Source organism: Streptomyces sp. MNU89, assembly GCF_020982505.1.
In the GTDB taxonomy this organism is placed as follows: Bacteria; Actinomycetota; Actinomycetes; order Streptomycetales; family Streptomycetaceae; genus Streptomyces; species Streptomyces xinghaiensis.
The window spans coordinates 2,366,573-2,385,044 of the sequence record NZ_JAJKLL010000001.1; the positions used below are offsets into that span (position 1 = coordinate 2,366,573).

An 18,472-nucleotide genomic window follows, 5' to 3' on the forward strand; every position below is an offset into this window, starting at 1 on the left:
GCCTTCGAGTCAGAGCATAGGAGCGGTGCTGCCGACACCGAACTGCAGGCGTCGCAGGTGATTCCCACCGAATCCAAGCGGTGGATTGTTCGGTGATGCACGGGGCCCCGGGCGTCTCAGCTGCCTTGCACACTTCTGAGCAGGCCGTGTACCGCGGCGCGTAGCAGGGAGGCCGAGCCGCTGCCGTCGGCGTAGTCGATGACGGCTGTTTTGGCGTGCTGGGTGATGAAGCCCGTCGCGGCGTGCTTAGCGCAGCGGGTGGCCAATACGACTACATCCGCCTGGCGGGCCTTTTGCCGTAGTTGCGGACTACCCACACTGTCGTGAGCGAGGACAGTGTTGACTCCTGGGGCGAGTTGATGCAGCGCCTCGCCAACACGGTCCAAGACCCGCTGGTCAAGGGAGTACAGCAGCAGGTTGCGACCAGTCGCCTCCCGCAGGTCGGTTGCGGTCTCCTGTGCCTGTCCCTCGCCAGGCTGGTCCTGCCAATTCAGTTCGGTGCCGAGTTCCGCAGATAGGCGCCGTGCCATGGCGAGATCGGCGGGATCCAAGCGCCGTTGGTGCACGCTGAGCGGCAGCAGCAAAGCCAAGGCGAGAGATTCACGAGCACGGGGATCGGGGTGTGCCTCCATGACCAGTCTGTCGACGAAGTCCAGCGCGATTGCGGCCCGCTCGGGGGCGACCCAGCGTTCGCACGTGTCGGCGAGTTCCCCCAGCACTTGCCCGTAGACGGCGACGGAGGGCCCGGATCGCAGCACGATCTCGGTCAGCGCCTGCACGGCCAACAGGTCGCCCGGACCGAGCCAGTCGTAGGCCAGCGCACAGGTGATCAGAGCGCGGGCGCTGAGCGGTGCGGGCTGGTCGTAGCCGACGCTTTCGATGAAGGCACCCACGCAACGCCAGATTCTTGCCTGGCCCTCGTCGTGCAGTCCCTCCAACTGAGCGGCGATTTCTCGGTCGTCCAGGGCTGGTGAGGGCCAGGCTGTCCAGACCTCCTGCTCCAAGATGTCGTTCAGGCCGGTGAAGCCGTCGGCGATCGCGTGAATCAACTCCGGCCAAGAGTCGGGGACGTGCTCCGGCGTGACCGACTCGACGGCTTGCGAGAAAGGCGCAGACGTTGGCGCCTCCGCGATGTTGACTGCAGTACCAGTCTGGTGGGTGGGTGCCTCCTGCTGTGGAGTGCTTTGCGGATCGGCGAGGAGCGCCGCGGCTTGTCTAAGAACGGGTGGTAGGGCGTCGTCAGATGCGGAGTGCTCGATGGTGGTGAGTATGTTCCGAGTGCTCAGAGGATCTTCCCGGGTCACTGCGGCCAGCAGGAGGACCATGAGCGCCTCTATGGAGTAGGACTCCGCGCCCTCTTCGAAGGGAGCGAGGGCGAGGAGGCCCCGGTCGCGTAGCGCGTGTTGCGCAGCTGACAAGTCGCTGCGGTCTAGCGGTTCTTGCAGGCCGCAGGTGAAAGCAGCAGCGAGCACCGCCGCTTTCACTGGCCTGGGGGGATCTTGCCTCAAGACATCACTGAGGCCTGGGTAATCGAGTAGTTCTTGATCGAGGCCGAGCCGGGAGAGTCTTTTGATGTGCAGGTGGGCGAGGTTGGCGGCGGTGATGCCTCCTTGTCCGGCCAACTGGTCCAGGGCGGCTCGGGAGGCGGCTTGGCCACCGGCCGCCAGGGCTGCGTCGAACTCGGCCAGCAGCCGCCCCGTGGGTTTCGTTGCCCGCCACAGTCGCGGGGGACGACGAGCCAAGGTGTGCTGCATGAGCAAGGCCACGTCGGTCAGTCTCTGGCGGTAGCGGCGGTGCGGGTGTGTTTCCAGTCGGAAGGTTGTCCCTGCTCCGGCGAACTCCTGCACCGCTGCTTCGACTGGGTCGTTGGGATCCAGTGTGCTGGGGTGTGCGCCGGCACCAATGAGATGGGTCGGCCCGGCGAAGGCGGTGATGACGTTGCCAATGAGGGCTGCGTGTGCCTCGTCGCGGGTGATGACGTAGATCGCAAAGCGGTCCTGGGCCTGCTGGTAGCGCGGTAGTACGACAGGGATGTCGCTGCCGCTGCGGAGCAGGTCGACAAAGGGCCGGACCCGTGCGCCTTTCAGAGCGTCGGGATCCATATCTGGCCACGCGTCGTTGCCAGGACCGAAGAAGCACTGCAAAAAGGTTTCCAGGTGCTCAGTCGTCCAAACGGCGGAAGCCTGGCGCGCGGCGATCACTGCTGCTCCTTCCATCGCTGGGCGAGTTCCAGGCGTGCCTGGGCCGCGTCGCTTCCTCCCACCTTGTAGCTCACCGCCTCGTCGTTCTCCATCAGGCCGCGCACCGTGAAGTTCATGGACCCGGTGAGCAGCCAGTCCCTCCCGCAAATAGTCTTTTCGTGCACGGCGGGGTTCTGCACCATGCGCACGGCATGCTGCGAGGTCAAGCGGCGCAGACGCCCGAGGAATTGTGCATTGTGTGGGTCCGGACGGGTGACCACCGTCAGGGAGGCGCCGGCCGCCACGATCCGGGCGAGCAGGTCGGACAGAGAACAGGCGCTGGGAGGATTGTCGTCGAACAGGTCGTCGTACGTTCCCTGGCTGTTGTCCAAGATTTTGACGTCACTGATCCACGGCGAGACAAGCCACATCACGGGCCCGGGGCATACAAGTTCCCCGATCAGTGCCGTCGCCAGGATTGCGTCGGCGCGCACGCCGGTGTGTCCTCCTGTGCGTATGGGGCGCTCGAGTCGACTCACTGTGTCGCCTCCCGGATGTCCACCCGCACGCGCCACTGCTGGCCGTCGCGGCTCACTCCTTGCATCTCTCCGTACAGACGCAGGACGTCCCAGTCCACCGTCAAAGCTGGCACCCGGGCGATGGCGTCGGACAGAGCCGTCGCAGCGTTTGTGTCGGCTGTCAACTCCACGGCGGCATGCTGGGCTATCGCCGTTTGATAGCGCTGCTCCCAGCCCTCTTCGGTGACGTCGATGCGTGGCAGTTGCTCATCGTGCGCGGCGGCGGCCAGGAGGCGGTCCAAGACAGGTGGATGGTCGAGGTAGGGCTGATAATGCTGGAGGTGGTGGGTGCGGGCATCGCGGCCACGCGGCCACAGCAGGCTGAAGGCCTGGTCGGCCGACAGGCGCGGCCCGGGGCCAGTGGGCAGGCGCCCAGAGCCAACGGCATAGGCAATGACGCGGGCGTCGACTTCCACGCCCAAGCGACACTCCAGGTCCTGCCACCCCTCGATCAAAGCCAGTACGCTGGCGTCGGTGGTAGGACTGCTGCCAGGGCGGAGCAGTCGGGCGGACAACGCTGCCACCGCGCTGTGCCGCGGCGGACCGTCGAGCCTGCTCCAAGCCTCGCGGAGTTCGGTGAGCGCTTGGCTGGAGTGGGCGGCGGAGGTGTGGGCCCGCAGAACTGCCATGGCCCGTGCTGCGGCTCCGGTCGGTTCGGCCGTCACGTGGCGCAGGAGTCGGGTCACGGTTGTGTCGACGTACTCATAGTCGTTGGGGGTCAGAGCCGTCTCGACCAGACGCCAAAAACGCCGCGGATCCTCAGCATAATAGCGGGACAGTTGTTCGATTACACCTAGGCCGCCGATGGAGGTTTCGCTCAGCCACACCACGGCCGGATCCCCCTCCTTGGCTGCGGAGACCACGTCCACGATCAAGTCACCGTCCTGGGCGTCCGGACAGGCGCGGAGCGCTGCGGCGAGAATGGCCGCGGCCACGGTGTCTGTGTAGGCGCGCCGTGCGAGGTCGGCGCTGCGAATGGCAACATCCGAAGCCACCAGCAATTGTCCGGCCCGGTCCAGGGCGTCGATGACAGCCGGCAAGTCGCTGAGTTCGGTGAGCGTGGCAATGAGCCGTTCGTTGCTGTGGACGGGCTGGCCTGTGGGCTCGTCGCGGTAGAGCACACTGAGTATTTCCGCCAGGTCGTTGCGCCAACTGCCGTCGGCCAGACTTGAGCGGATCGACGACGGGTCGGGAGCGTCGTCGCCCAGGCCTCGCAGAGAAAACGACGTCAGATACACCAGCGCCAGCCAGCCGCGCTGGAACTGGTTGGTCACCTTACCCAGCGCAGGATCGTCCGCCACCGCCTGGAAATAGGCCAGGGTGCGCCACGGGGGCGACGTGAGGTAGCGCGCCACCTCGGGATGCGTGGTGTCCAGTGGGGCGATGGTAAAGGAGGCTGCGTCCACGTTCAGTCGGAAGCCGAGCGCCCCCGGTTTTCCGTTGTGGGTATAGCGCACGGTACGGGAGTCCGTGGTGCCTGCGTCGTAGCTCACCTCAAAGCGCGAGCCGGCAGTCATGCGGCGCACCTCGATCGGATTGCCCGCAGCGTGCAGGGCGAAGCCGACAGAGGTAATGCGGTGTTCCCACGACGAGGGGCGGGGAACGTCACCTGGCAGGGGTTGAGCGCCAGCATCGACCACGATCTGTGAGCCCCACAGAGGAAATCCCTGTGACCGGTCGGCGACCTCCTTGGGAGGCTCGCTGAGTTGCAGACGATGCGGGCGCAGTACGACCAGACCTGCCGGGTCCTGCCCCAGGGGGAACCAGCGGCCTTCGAGCGTCGGGCCCGGTACAAGGCTGTCGTCCAGTTCCAGGGTGTCCTGGCCGGTTGGAGGTATGGGCAGCCAGGTGCGGTGGTCGTCGCGCTGGTAGCCATAGCGGCGGCTGACCCTGCCGGGTACGGCTTCCCTCAGGGCCCTGGCGATCGGCAGCAGTTCGTCGGTGCTGTCACTGTCGCCGCTGCGGCCAGTAGTGCGCGAAGCGAACGGAAGGATCAGCCCGACCTCGGGCACGTTGAGCGGATCGAACAGCGTCCGTGTCACAAACTCCGGCAACATGGCACCGGGCTCGGCGCCGAAATCCTTCTCCTGGAGGGTCTGCCAGTTGTTCTTGAGGCGGCGTACCGCGGTGGGAACCACGCTGAGCAACAAAGAGCGCGGCTCCTCCCAGAGCAAGGCTTGCGCTTCGTCGGCGCTCAACTGCAAGGCCACTTTGAGATGACGTGCCAACTCGTCCCGGAGAGCAGTAGTGGTCAAGAGGCTCTCCAAGACCTGCGCCAAGCTCAGACGGGCAGCTTCGTCCTGGCTGTGACTCGTCCCCCGCGGTGCGGTCAGCAGTCTCCTAGGATCGGCCCACGGATGGCGGGAGCGCAGTTTGCTCCCTGCCCAGTCGAGCAGTGACTGCGCTCCTTGGATCTTGATAACAAAGCGGTTGTTGACCGGAAGATGGCGTGCTGGCACTTCTGGCTGGAACAGCATCTCGTAGGCCTGGTAGGCCAACCGGTCCCGGCCGTAGTCGGACAGAGTGATCACCGTCACGGGGCGCATGGCTCGCTGCCGACCGGCCCGGCCGCGTCGCTGGATGAAGGCCGCCGCGTCGTGGGGAGCTTTGTGTTGGAGTACCAACCCAACGCGCGGGTCATTGAAACCGACCTCGAGCGATGCGGTCGCCACCGTCAGATTGGCCTGTAGATCGACACCCACGTCCTGGGAGGATGTGCGCGCTATCCGCAGGGCATGGTTGCCAGCCCCCGGAGCGAGGACATGGCCGATCTTTTCCATCAAGTCCCACGATTGGCCGTCGCGGTAACGGGGTTGGTGATGGGCGCGGGCTGAAGCGCGCAACGCGGCCAGGGCTGGTTTCCGGCGTTGTCCGTAGCGGTTCTGCCCTCCTTCAGCGTCCCGCAAGTCGTCGTAGAAGCGGTTGGTGACATCCAGGTCGTCGGTGAACAAGAACCCGGTGGCCCCGTATAGTGCGGCGTCTTCTTCCGGGTCGAGCATGCGTCCAAAGAGCATGGCGGTTTGGATGGAGGTCGACAGCAGACTGCTGCCGGCGATCGGATCGCCGCGCAACGCAAGCGCGTACTCGCGCCCCTCCTCATCCATGCTGTCGTCGGCGGGTTGGATGTACTCGACGTGGCCGTCGCGCAGCCCCACCAGGCGGGCGAAGAACGTACGGGCGTCACGCAGGGTGGCGCTCAGACCGACGAAAGCCACCGGCTTGCGGACGGCCTGCTGCCAGCGACGCAGCAGCAAAGCAGTCTGGGCTCCGTGAATCCCGGAATAGGTGTGGACCTCATCAAGCAGAACCAGAGACGGAACCGCGCCTCCCTGCCAGCCCAGCAGTCGGCTTAGCCCGCCTCCGGCACTGTTCAGGTTGAGCATTTCGGTCGTGGTGAAAAGCAGGTCAGGGGGCACGTCTTGCTGGGATTGACGGGTCAGGGCAAGGCTGCCCTCCGGAATGCTGGCCCGGCAGGCAAGGCAGACCAGTCGCTCCCTATTGCCTCGACGGTCAAGATCACGCCAGAGGAGTTCACCACGCTCACACGCGGGACAGGTCAAGTAGGGGCAGATGGCACCGTCTCGAGTCCGCTTCCAGGCAGTGCGGCCGCTTGCCCCAGGCTTGAGCCGGTCGTCCTCATGGTGGTAGGGCGTGTCTCCGTAGAGAGCCCCTAGTCGAAACGGTCGGCGCCCGGAGCCCTGCAGGGTGGGCTCCAGCGAGCGGGCAGTGCTCAGCGCCTCCCGCAACTGATCGCGCAGCAATTCCTTGCGCGGATACAGCGCCAGCGTGTGCAGACGGAAACTATTCGGTCGAGCACGCTCCGCCATGGCGGCGAAAGCCGGCAGGTAGAAAGACAGCGTCTTGCCGCTACCGGTACCAGCCCCCACGATGACACCGCTGGTGCGCGGACGTTGCAGCGCACTGGTCACCGCCGCGGTGGCGTCGACCTGAAAGCGGGCCAGGTTACGAGGACCAATGTGGGCCTGGGCCACGAGGTGCTGAAGGCGGCCCCAGCCAGCCAGGGTGGTGAACTCCTTCAACGCGGTCGCGGCGGAGATATTGCGCTGGGGGTAACGGCGCGGCGCGGTGTGCAGGCGGTAGTCGGCCACGAGTCGCTTACCGCTCTGCCACCACTGCGCCGCCTCATCTCGGGCCTGCCAGGGGAAGAGTTGCCGCAACTGTGCTGCCAGACGGACGGTTTCGACCATTCGCGTGCGATATTGCGGGGGCGAGGTGTCCGGCACCTTGAACAGCCAGGCGCGATCGCGAAATTCATACAGCAGGTCTTCGCTCGATATGCCTGCCGCCTCCCGCGGGGCGTCGGGCAGGCAGAGATCGATGGCCTCAAGGACTTCGCTCTCGGTCAGGGCACCATCGGTGATGCCCCAGGACACAAGGGGCAATTCGAGGTCCTCGAGCACGTTGAGAACGTGGTTGTAGAAACGGGCACGGGACGGTGTGATCACGTGCGCCTCCTGCGGACTTCCAGGTCGGCATCGAGATGGACACGACGCAGCAGCGCGATCTCCTCGTCCGTGATGTCGCTGAGCAGCAGGGCGGCGCCGGAGGCCAGTCGGTCCAGGAGCTTCTGCAGTCCTTCCGGCGGCGGTGGCGCGCTGTCGAGCAGTTCAGACAGTTCGGCGTGTGCGTTGGCGAACAGGGTGATCACGGCTGCGTCGACGTCGGCGCGAGCAGTTTTGATGAGGTCCTGGTGCAGTGCTTTGGCCCGTGCCTGGTCCTGTAGGGAGAGCATGGCCTCTCGCGCCGTCTGCAAGGCCGCCAGTTGGGCTTGCGTCCATTGCCGCCATACTTCCTGGCTGTCATGGGCTATGCGATCAATGACCTTTTGCACCGCTGTCGAGGCCCTGGTGAAGGCCGCGTTGGGAGGGAGTCCGCCCTGGCACTGGCGGGTGAACGCTGCTAGACCCGTGTCGAGCCCGGAGAGGTCGATGTCGCCGGCAGTCGGCTGGGCCATCAAGGAGCGGGCGATGCGGAGGCGTCGCTGCAGGGCCATCAACTGGTTGTGCAGGACGCTGATGCGTTCGCTGATGCGCCGGGCTTCCTCCTCTCCCTTCTCCCCCTCGTTGAGTCGGCGTGCCTCCGCCTGCAGGCGCTCGGCCTTTTGCAGCACGGACAGGGGCGCGCTCATCGGTCCTCCTCCTGTGCGCTCAGCGACCGCCACTCGGCCAAAAGTTCCTGGACACCCTTGGCCGCCTCATCGCCATGGGAGTTGGTGCGGGATGCCGCATGCTCCAAAGCGGTGGTCAGCCATGCATCGCTGGCCTGCAGCAGGGCACGAACCACCTGGGGGGCGACCCCTCGATCACGCACGGCCGCCGTGACGCGCGCCGCGTCGGAAGCCCCCGTTTCCTCCGCCCGCAGGAGATCGTCCTCAAGTTGGTTCAGGATCTTCCAGTCGACGTCCTGCGCCCGCGACAGAAGGTCGGTGATACCCGCCCGCGTGGCCAGGGGCATCGGGATACTGGCGTCCTCGGCCGCAAGGAGCGCATCGCGCACGGCGGCCAGGACCTGCGCCCCGGTCGTGCCTCGCGGATGGTGCCGTCGAGTGTCATCCAACTGCCGACGCAGTGACGCATTCTGCGCATTCACCAGGTCCGTCCAGTTGGCGAAGGACTTGACGGCCTTCTTCACCCACTCCGGTACGTCCGATCCTGTCACCTGCCAGTCCCACTGTGCTGTCGCTCGGCGCAGCAGTGGCAGCGCCCTCGCGGCGTCGATTAGCCGGGGCTTCCCGTCGCCTTGGGCCACGCCCAAGGCGTCGCGGAGCCGCTCGACGAGGGGGGTCCTGTGCCGAAGGTGGCCCTCCAGGGTCCGGTTCCACGCCTCATCGCGCGATGCGGCGTCCCCGCGCGCCCAGGAGCGCCCGTCGGCGAATACGGCGGCAAGCAGTTCGGCCTCGTCCATGCCGGGCCACGCCAGCCCGGCCAAAGCGGCGCCGATCAGGGATGCGCGCAGTCCGAGGACCAAGTCGTCATCGGTGATCTGCAGGTTCTTCTGCAAGGCGGTGGTCAGCGACGCTGTGTAGCGGTCGGATTCTGTGCTCAGCCGGCGTACATGTTCGGCCCGCTGGGCGGGCTTCCCGTTCTTCAGCAGCAGCACGCTGCGCAGGTAACGGCTATTGCGTGCGGTTCGCTTGAACCGGATCGGCGCTGTGTCCGCGCCCTGCACGTTCTCCGTTGCGCCTTCGATCGAGACGACACGAGCATTGGAAGGCCAGGCTGCGCGGATCGTCGTCTGTGACTGTTCCCGCATCAAAGGATTGACCCAGCGATAGCGCTGCGCGACGGCGGTGGCGATGACGGTGCGCAACTCGCTGGCCACGGCCTGCTGCAGTACCTGTTCTCGCGTGAGCCAGCCGTCCACCGCATTGACCTTGGCCTGCAAAGACGGAAGGAGTTTGTCCGTGGTAAAAGGTTCCGTTTTAGTCCTCTGCTTGGCCGGCTCCGGCTGCCGAGGTATTACGCTGGCCCCGGAGAAGGTACGGGCTTCCAGGGCAAAGGCTTCTAGGACTGCGGACGGCAGCGCGCCGGCCTGGTCGGGGGCTCCGCCCCAGAACTCCAAGACGATCTTCCGGCGGGCGGCGTCGAGAGGGTCCTCTGTCTCTACGACTTCCTGTACGCCGGTGGAGAGCGGCTCGTCGATGTCTGCAGTGGGGAACTGCGTGCGGAAACGGGCGTCAGGGAAGGTGCCGTCTTTGAGTGCGCCGGCATGCTCGACCAGGACAGGACGGATCACGCTGCCGAGCACGGTGCGCGGGACGAACGCATAGGGGTCGTTGCGCGGAGCCGTCGCGTGGATAGTCCGGACCAGGGCCGAGGAGTTAAACGGATACAGACCGAAGCCCTCGGAGGTGGCCCCGAATTGCTCATGGCATCGGGAGACCAGGGAGCACGTCTCACAGGGATTCGGCACCTGCCGCTCGCCCGCGTTCTCCAGGGCGTCCCGCCCGACCCGGGCGGCGTTGAGATAACGTCCGACGAAAGAGGTGATCTCGGATTCGCCCCGGTCGTCCCTGGTGAAGGGGACGTTGAGGTTGTAGACGTAGCCGGCGGTGGCCCGCACACGGGTGAGTGCGGTCTCCGGGAGGTCGCTGAAATAGCCCGTGGTAACCGCCATGAGGGTGCGGATCGGGGCCAGAGTGGTGCTGCCGTAGCGGTTGGCCGCCTCTATGACCGCATCGAGGAGGTCTCTCTGCACGCCTTGGATCAGCGCGAAGTCCTCGATGAGCAGGATGATCTCTTTGTCCTTGCGGGCGTACTCGCGCCGCACCTGCAGCATGGCGTCCTGCAGGCGGCCGGCTCCCAGGCTCGCCACACGTTTGACAGCTGCTTCCAGATGCTGGTTCAGCAGGTCGACAGCGGCCTGCTGCAGTTGTGTGCTGCCGGAGATCGCACTGATCAGCTTGATCGTGACTTGGGCGGCGCGGTGGAGATCCAGCAGGTCGGTGGGGAGGTCTTCCATGGTGAATGCCATCGGGCGATCGGGCTCACCGTCTGCGCGGTCCTGCAGCAGTTGTTCCGCCAGTCGGGGAATGAATTTTCCCTGTCCGAGCATGAAGGCGCTCACGTGGGGGTCTTGCAGGACGACCGTCAAGCCGCGGGGACCGGAAAGCGGACGGGCGTGCTGAGGTACGTCACGGGCCGTCGTGGCGGCCAGGGCCTCGCTGAGGGCGTTCACCAGGCGCCTGCTCAGAGTGGCCGCGTCCACGCCGTCGGTGAACCGGTGGATGTCGGCGCGCAACTGAGCAAGCGCGCCACTGTCCGCGTCAGCGAGGAGGGCGTCGATCACAGCGCGCAGGCTGGTCTTGGCCTTCTCCAGATAGATGATCTTGTACTTGTCCGAGGCGGGCAGGTTCTCTCGCACCCAACGCACCAGGTGCGACTTTCCGGTCCCGGAGTCACCGACGACCGGCAACAGGAGCGCGCCGGTGTCGGACTGCAGCGACAGAAAGTCCTTCAGCACGGTCTTCTCGTCAATGAGAGGACCGTCGGAGACGATGGCACGCCCGTCCAGGCCGGCCCGGCGAATGCGCAACGGCGCATGCGTGGCGAGGAAGACCGCACGAGAGGGACTGACCGCCTCGGTATTGATCGTCGCGGCCGCGGTTTCGGGCGTCCAGCACAGGAAGCCGCGGAAGTCAGCCATGCTGGTCCTCCGAGATGACGATGTCGGACACGTAGTGCGACGGGCGGTCGGGGTCATGAAGGGTCAAGACGCGCTGTGCGTCGGCGTCCTGCTGCAGGATGAGCCAGCCCTCGTCTTCGCCTCGCAGCAGAGCGTAGGACAAGGCCGGCCCTGCTGACTGAGCGCCCGGGTCGCGGATGCTCAGGGCGTTGGCGTAGTCCCCACCCGGCAGGATCGGCAGGGCACTGCGCAGGGTTCGGGCAGCATCGACGGCGTTGACTCGTTCCCCGACGGCCCACAGCCTTTGCACCGACTGCTTGACGGCCGCTGTGCAGTCCGGCAGCAGGGGGCCCTTTCCGCTGCTGGACAGCAAGGGGGCAGCGGCCAGGCCCAGGGCCGGCGCCCAGTGCACGAAACGGTTCCAGCGCGTGTCGTTTCGCGACGCAGTCCCCGCTTCAGGATTGAGGTCGATGGACTGCTCGCGTTGGGCGAGCTCCCAGGTGGCCGGCTCATCGAGAGGATCCCGGGAAAGAAACCACACGAGAATGCGGGTGAGGTCGCGCGAACCGGTCTGCCCTGCATCGTCGGCCAGTCCGGCATTGAGTTCACCAGCCAGGACAGCCTGGCGCAGGGCACAACTGAAAGAGGAGAAGTCCGTGCCGTCGAGGTCGCTGGCGTGTCCGGCGAGCGAGAGCCGGTCTTCGTCAACGGTGACCATCTGCAACTCGCGCAGGCTGCGCAGGGCTCGGTCGAAGGTCTTGTTCTCCTTGCCCTCGGTCAGGGAGGGAGGAGCCAGAAGAGCCCGCGCACGATCCGTCGGCAGCGGCTTTCGCTCTGCGGCAAGAAGACGAACGACGGCCCACATAAAAGGTGGTATCGAAGATTCCGCAAGCAACAGGGCCACTAGAACGACTCCAAGGCAGTGCGCACCCACAAGTGGGCGCGGTGGATTGCAACAAGTGGGGTGCCGGGGCGATCCGGGTGCGCCAAAGACCGTGGGTGCAGCAGGTACGTTACATCCTGGGAATCGAACCGCATCGCCAAATCGTCTCCCATGTGGGAGGCGGAAGAGTCGAGCAGCCAGACCATCGGGTTGGTGTAGCGGCCCAGGAGGTCCTCGTCCCTGTCCAGGATGAGGGGGTGGGGGCGCACGTCGCGTTGTAGCCGTCGAGTGGCGAGGCGGGCAAGCCCCGGACCGCCAACCACCGACATCCCCCGCACGGCCAGCCGCTCAAGCAGTTCGGGCATCAGGTCGTTGAACTCCTGCTCGGTTTCCCAGTAGATGGAAAGGCACGGCAAGTCACGGCGGAACCGCTCCAGGGGGTCCCCGCGTCGGCTCGGCCACGACGGCACGGCAGGCCAGGGCTCGACCGCGAGCCGGTAGTAGCCCTCCGGGGCGATCCGCGGCGGGCCCTGTTTACGGCAGGGCGGGCACCCGCGGCAGGTGACTCCCGTGGTCAGAACGCCTCCGCGGTAAGGCACGCGGTAGTGGTCGGCCAGTGCCTCGCCCCAGCAGCGGTCGCTGCGCAGGATCCTTCGCAGTCGGCCGGCGGCGTCACGTTGGTCGTTGATGATCAACTGGCGGACCTCATTGAAACGCTGCAGGAAGTAGGCGCGGTCGTTGGTCTGCCCATCCGCGAGGAAGACGTCGAACTGTTTCCCTAGGGACGTGTAGAACGCGTCGAGGCGTTCTTGCCAAGCCGCGTCGGTTTCCCTCTCGCCACGCTGTGGCGGTTCGGGGATGGTCACCTTGATGAGGCCGGCTCTGACCATGAAGTTGAGGATGCGTTCATTCCAGCTACGGTGCCGGCCAAAACCTTCGGGCATGTCGGCAGGCAGGGCTTCGAGGCTGAGCCGGTGGGCGCCGCTGTCGGTGGGAGTGCGCCCCACCCACATGGCCCGCCACCGGGCCCAGGCACGCTCGGCCGTCAATTGCGGGCTGCGGTTGAAGCTTTCGGCCAGTGCCTCGTCCCTGGGAGCGGTGGCCATGTAGGCGATGCAGGGATGTCCGTCACGCCCGGCGCGGCCAACCTCCTGGTAGTAGCGGTCCGTGGTTTCCGGGAGACAGGCGTGGACCACGGTACGCACGTCGGCAAGGTCAACTCCCAGACCGAAGGCCGAGGTCCCAACGACCACGTCGAAACGCGTGGGCTCAGGCCCGGCCGGGGTCGAACCCGCCCAGCCTTCGAGAGCCTGCCGCCGCTGGTCGTCGGTGGACTTTCCGGTGACCTGGGTGACGCGGCGGAAGCCGGCCTGGCGAAGCCGTTCAGCCCAGTCGGCGGCGTCCTTGACTCGAGTAGTGTAAAGCGCTAGGGGCCGAGGCAGCATGGCGACTGCCTCGATGACAGCTTGGTTCCGGCTCTGCTCGTCGGGGCAGGTGTCGACGTAGTAGCTGGGCTCGTGCCGCAGTTGGGAGGCCCACACCACCTGAGCCTGCCCTTCCTCAGCGAACAACTGCTCCAGAAGGCTGACCTGCTGGAGAGTGAGAGTGGCACTCATCGCCACAGTCACCGGCGCCTGCTCCTGGGGGGCCTTACGCAGCCAGGTACGCCGGTGGCTGGCCATCGTCTGGAATTCGGGCCGAAAGCCGGTGCCCCACTGCTCGACCAGGTGCGCCTCGTCAATGACGAAGTACTGCAGCAGTCCGGCTTCGGCTGCGTCCTCCAGGGGTTTCTTCAGCGCCGTCACCACCGCTTCGGGGGATGCGAACAGCAAGCGTTGGCGACCGGTGCGGACGTCGTCGCATATCTGCCGCTTGACCTCTTCCGGCATGCCGCCGGTGTAGGCGTAACGGCCGGTCGGGCTCCGTCTACCCTGCCGTTCAAGGGTGGCTTGCGTTCTAGCTTCCATGTCCAGGGCAAGAATGACGGTGGGGACGACCACGACGGACACTCCTCCGCGAGCGCCGGCCAACAGGGCCGAAGCCTGGGCCACCGCGGTCTTGCCGTGTCCGGTGGGCAGGCAGACGATCGTCGTGCTGCCGGCAGGAGCCAGGGCAACGTCTCGCGCGGCTTGTTGCTGCCCGACGGAGACGTACTCCTGGTAGCCGAGGGCTTCTGTCCAATAGGGGTCGGCCGGCCGGGGTTCGAGGTGTCGCCGATGCGGTGAGTCCACCCCGAGGTAGACCTGCTTCAGGTCCTCCCGTGCGCTTTCTTGTGCTTCGGACGTGAACTCCCGCGGGTGCCATGGCAGGGCGAAGACCCGCATTCCCCGTGTGGTCGGCAATGTCCGGCACGCCATCTGTTCCCACTGTTCGCGGCTGGGCAACGCGGGATCCAGGGGTACCTCCAGTCCAGCGTTGTTTCCCCGGACGGCGGCCTCCAGCAGTACCTGCCGGGTGAGGGCTGCGATGTCGCGCCAGCCGACCGCGTCTGCGCGACGCGCGGCCCGGCTGGCCAAGGCGTCTCCCAGTCGCCGCAGGGTGCCGGTGGCTGTCGTCGTCGGCACTTGGGGCCAGGCCGTAAACAGTTCCTGGGCGTGCGCCCACAGATCACCCATCCTGCTTCACCGTTCGGTAGCCCCCGCGCACGATGCAGGTGGCGGCGACCACGCGTATCGAAGGGCGGCTGAGTGCCTCCGTCAGATCCCGACCCACGGTCACGTCCAGCAGGTAGCTTTCAGTGTCGCCCAGCAGGTGGCCGGCTGCACTGCGTGCCTGCGCCTGCGCGGTCGCGATCGCGAGTTGCTGTCGTGACTGCTCTTGCGCCTTAGCGCACTTGCTCATCAGGTCGGTTGCCTGGACGAGGTGGGCACGGGCCACCCCCTCGGCTGCTTCTGCTGCCTGCCGGTATTCCTGCGAACCTCCGAACACGGCGATCAGTTCGCCGTGGTTCTTGACGTTGTAGTTCTGATCTCCTCGCCTGCCGTAGGGAGCGTCCAGCCAGGCGCAGGCCTTGGGATCGGTCAGAGCGATACGATGCCCGGCTGGCACCCACACCTTGCGGGTAAAAGGGGGAAGCAGGCGGTCAGCCTGGCGTCGCAGGGCTCGCCCGGCCTCGGGCACATCGGCGACTCGCCGCAGAGCGGCACTGATATCGGCTTCCACGAGGTACTCGAGCCCGAAGTAGGCTTCATCTCCTGCGCGGCAGGTCGGGTCAAAGCGCCGGAAGGCCGTCGCCTGACCGCGTTCGTCGGCGAAGACGATGTCGGCGAGCATGTCCACAAACGGATTACCCGAGCGGAAGAGCCGAGTTCCGGGCGCACGCAGAGCGGTGGAGCGGTTGAAGACACCTTGGGCCATGTGGGGATGAATGCGTTCGGCGGCTGCCTTGTAGCGCCGTGGGTCGATCAGTGGACGCGAGGACGCAACGTCGAACCGGTCACGCTGGTGGTCGGCGACGGTGCGTGTGTCATGCCGAAAGCGCAGCCCGCCACTGCTTTCATCGGCGTAGTGCATCAGGCTCTCGCGCAAGCGGCGCCAGTCCTGCTCCAGACGATCGAGCGCGCTCGTCGTCTGACGGGCCTGTTCAGACGTCTCGTGTATGGACTCCAGCATGTCCATGGTGTCGATGTCCCGCTTGGCCTGGCGCAATTCCTCGCGCACGCTGGGTGCCAGGGTCGTCAGCCCCACGGGACCGTCGTCGATGGCCTGGCGCCACACGCGGCTCAGCCCTTCAGCGATGGTGTCCTGCAGGGTCGATACGGACGCGGTGAACAGGTCGTATCCGTCGTGGAGTAGTCCGGCCCAAGCCCCGCAGAACGCCTCGTTTCCTTCACAGTCGCCGATGCGGAACTGCTGCGCCGGTCGGTTCTGCCGCAGCGATTCCACCCCCCGGTAGCGATCCACCCGTCCGATTCGCTGTTCCAGGCGGTTAGGGGACCACGGCAGCCTCACGTGTACCACCACGTCTGCAACTTGCAAATTCAACCCGTCCTCAGCCGAGGCGTCAGCAACGAGCACCTGGCGCAGGGCGGCGTTCTGCTGAGTACGCCAGGTCTGCACGGCCTGCTCGCAGGCGTCCGCGCTGGTGGCTGTGGTGTGCAGACCCACCACGGCATCGGGGGCCTGGGCGCTGAGCGCCGCTGCTACCTGGGCGGCCAAGGTTCCCGGGCCGCAGAAGATCACCGCCCTGGTTCCGGGACGCACTACCGACAGCAATGCCTTCGCCAGGACGGTGGGTGCAGCGGTGAGAGGCAAGTCAGCGTACTGCTTGGTGTAGGTCTCCCCCAGCTCGCTTTCGCGGGAAAGGGTTGTCGGTGCCGCGAGCAGGAGTCGTTCCTGCTCGGTCAGTCCGGCTCGGTCGGCGGCTTCCCGATCCTGCTGTGTGCGCCAACGCAGCGCACACAGCAGATCTTCCATCAGGCCGCCGGCGCGAGAGGCAAGCACCGCCAGCGCCATGGCGTAGGCCGTGTGCTGAGTGTCGTCGGCCGCGGTGTCCAGCAAGTGGTCGGCGATGAGCGTGCGCCACTCCAGCAGCAGCGCCTGACCGAGGTGGTGCTCGCCGAAATCCACCGCGAGCAGGCGCGGACGTGTGCGTCCTCTCACTTCATAAGGCACAAGCTCCATCTCTTCGTCATCGCGCAGCACGGAGGCGCGGCGGTGGCGGATGACCCGTCGGTGCAAACGATAGGTCTCGCTGAGGTGAGCCCTCAAAGCCTCGACCCTCAGGACCAATTCAGGGGCCCGATCCTCGTCGGCCAGTTCCGCATCGTCAGTGAGGAGAGCCAGCACGTCGGTGGCCAACGCCTCAAAACGCTCGTCGATCGGCAGGAGTCCCCGCAGACTGTCGATGGTCATCGGCAGCAGCGTGGGGAAATAGGCGTCCAACTGGAACACGCCGTCGGCGAGGTCCTTACGCCGCCGGTAGCGCTCCTCGAAGGAGGCACGGTCATCCCAGCGGTACAGGTTTTCATCCAACAGATGCAGCAGACCCAGATGAGTGACGTAGTGAGAGTTCACTGGGGTGGCCGACAGCAGCAGCAGGCGTGTGGCGGTGTGGGCGATGCCGCACAGTTCACGGTAGGGCGATTGCGTCGGCTCCGTGATATAGCGGACGAGGAGATGCGCCTCATCGACGACAAGCAGGTCGGCGTCGCGATAGCTCGCCCACTTGTGCGGCGTGTCATGGGCGGTGAAGGTGACGCGCGCCTCAGGGAAGTCATCGATGAAGAACTTCTCGAGCATTTCGCTACGCCACTGCCTCACCAAGGGCGCTGGTGCCATCACGACAACACGCGCGTGAGGATTGTCGATCAAGGTCTGACGAATGACGTAGCCGACCTGGATAGTTTTTCCCAGTCCGACCTCGTCGGTCAACAAGTAGCGCTGCACCGGGTCGGACAGGACGGTCAAAGCGGCCTGCACCTGGTGGGGGTAGATTTCCACCGCAGAAGACAGCAGGGCCGGAATGCTTCCACTGGCCCCCCGCTGAGCAATGAGACTGTGCAGCATGGGCAGGCGGGCATCGTGGAAGTAACCAGACTCGTTCCCGCCGGCTCCCAGGGTCGCGACCGGATTCTTTACAGGCCGGTCCCAGCGCACGTGCAACTCCGCTGCTCGAACCGGCAGGTGCACGTCCGGATGGTTGGGGAACTGCACGTAGAACACACCTGGGTCACTCCCCCGCACCCGCCCCACGATCCACACGCCGGTGCTGGGATCACGCCGGTAAACCCGGGTCTCCTCCGGCAAAGACACCTGCGTGCACATACGCGCAGCGATGCGCTCGGTGTGGGCAACGGGCTCCGCTATCGACTCAAAGAAATCAACCTGGACACTCTCCCCCACAACTGCCGCGACTCGCCCCACCCCCGGAGAACCGGCAAAGCGGACAAAATCCCCCACCCTCAGCCTTGACATTACACTTCCTTTACAAGGCGTTCACATCCAGCCGATTGAAGCCTAAACCGCACCACCGACAATTGCGGGGTTGAGTACCGCTCCGCGGCGAGCGTCAGGGACGAAGTTCCTGATCACCGCTGCAGGTTCGCCCCGCCCTCCCACCTTCCCACCAGGCGACTTGCACCTGCCCACCGTTCCCAAGCCGGCCCCCTCAGGGCACTGTGGGTGAGTTCGCGATCACAATGATCTTCAACTTTCATAGTGCATGCAGTTGGTCCGGTCAATGCGGCACACGTGAGCGAGTGCTCGGACTTCGAGGCAACGAGCGCGAGAGCCGTGCGGTAAAGCTGGGGTGCCGCTGAAGCCGGGCGAGAAGGCTACTGTCCGCACCGCTGCGTTGCAGGTGGACAAGAGGCGGTGGGTGGGGGTGGCGCCCAGACCAACCCCTTCGGCGGGGATGTCTGCCGTCACCGGGTCCAGTTGCGCTGAAGAACGCGCAGACACGCACGGTCCGCCGGGGCGTGCCTGGGATAAGAACCGCGACAGTCCTACCGGCGCAAAGGAACACCCACGGTCTCTTCGACCTACTCTGGCGCGCCCTCGTCTCGGTACTTGCCGCGGGGGACACTGCCCCTGGATGCGTGCGCCACAACCTCCAACTCCTCGACCACGCGGCGTTCGCCCTGTTCGGCACCCGGGCATACAGCAGCCCACCGCTGCGGAGGACAGCGGGCAGGAGATGCAGTGCAGTCGGTTCGCCGTGCCCGACAGGGCACGGCGAACGCAAT

General features: G+C 66.0%; 8 protein-coding genes. All 8 read right to left on the reverse strand.

Features of this window, described 5'->3' with window-relative positions:
• Window positions 1-116: 116 nt before the first annotated feature.
• From dpdD to dpdE, 8 genes are read right to left on the reverse strand one after another with little or no spacing between them, the layout of a single operon-like run.
• On the reverse strand, window positions 117-2,201 hold the full coding sequence (gene dpdD / locus E4N63_RS10015; protein ID WP_230240452.1) for a protein DpdD: 2,085 nt from the start codon (window positions 2,199-2,201) through the stop codon (window positions 117-119).
• Entirely contained in the window at window positions 2,198-2,755 is a 558-nt protein-coding gene (gene dpdK, locus E4N63_RS10020) for a phospholipase D-like domain-containing protein DpdK (RefSeq protein WP_308188673.1), read from the reverse strand. The genes dpdD and dpdK overlap by 4 nt, the downstream gene beginning before the upstream one ends.
• Window positions 2,716-7,224: a protein DpdJ gene (gene dpdJ, locus E4N63_RS10025; protein ID WP_230240454.1), complete on the reverse strand. Its 4,509-nt coding sequence runs from the start codon at window positions 7,222-7,224 to the stop codon at window positions 2,716-2,718. The genes dpdK and dpdJ overlap by 40 nt, the downstream gene beginning before the upstream one ends.
• A complete protein-coding gene (locus E4N63_RS10030; RefSeq protein ID WP_230240455.1) occupies window positions 7,221-7,907 on the reverse strand; it encodes a hypothetical protein in 687 nt (228 codons plus the stop codon). The genes dpdJ and E4N63_RS10030 overlap by 4 nt, the downstream gene beginning before the upstream one ends.
• Entirely contained in the window at window positions 7,904-10,924 is a 3,021-nt protein-coding gene (gene dpdH, locus E4N63_RS10035) for a protein DpdH (RefSeq protein WP_230240456.1), read from the reverse strand. Before dpdH ends, E4N63_RS10030 begins: the two co-directional genes overlap by 4 nt.
• On the reverse strand, window positions 10,917-11,768 hold the full coding sequence (dpdG, locus tag E4N63_RS10040) for a protein DpdG (protein ID WP_230240457.1): 852 nt from the start codon (window positions 11,766-11,768) through the stop codon (window positions 10,917-10,919). The genes dpdH and dpdG overlap by 8 nt, the downstream gene beginning before the upstream one ends.
• 38 nt (window positions 11,769-11,806) lie before the next feature.
• Window positions 11,807-14,401 (reverse strand): protein DpdF, encoded by a 2,595-nt coding sequence (gene dpdF / locus E4N63_RS10045; RefSeq protein ID WP_230240458.1) that lies wholly within the window; start codon window positions 14,399-14,401, stop codon window positions 11,807-11,809.
• Entirely contained in the window at window positions 14,394-17,702 is a 3,309-nt protein-coding gene (dpdE, locus tag E4N63_RS10050) for a protein DpdE (RefSeq protein WP_268270992.1), read from the reverse strand. Before dpdE ends, dpdF begins: the two co-directional genes overlap by 8 nt.
• Between the last annotated feature and the right edge of the window lie 770 nt (window positions 17,703-18,472).

Bases quoted from the DNA above. Each gene is read 5' to 3' on its own strand.
- E4N63_RS10030 (WP_230240455.1), bottom strand. From the start codon at position 7,907: ATGAGCGCGCCCCTGTCCGTGCTGCAAAAGGCCGAGCGCCTGCAGGCG.
- dpdH (WP_230240456.1), bottom strand. From the start codon at position 10,924: ATGGCTGACTTCCGCGGCTTCCTGTGCTGGACGCCCGAAACCGCGGCC.
- dpdG (WP_230240457.1), bottom strand. From the start codon at position 11,768: ATGTGGGCCGTCGTTCGTCTTCTTGCCGCAGAGCGAAAGCCGCTGCCG.
- dpdF (WP_230240458.1), bottom strand. From the start codon at position 14,401: ATGGGTGATCTGTGGGCGCACGCCCAGGAACTGTTTACGGCCTGGCCC.
- dpdE (WP_268270992.1), bottom strand. From the start codon at position 17,702: ATGTCAAGGCTGAGGGTGGGGGATTTTGTCCGCTTTGCCGGTTCTCCG.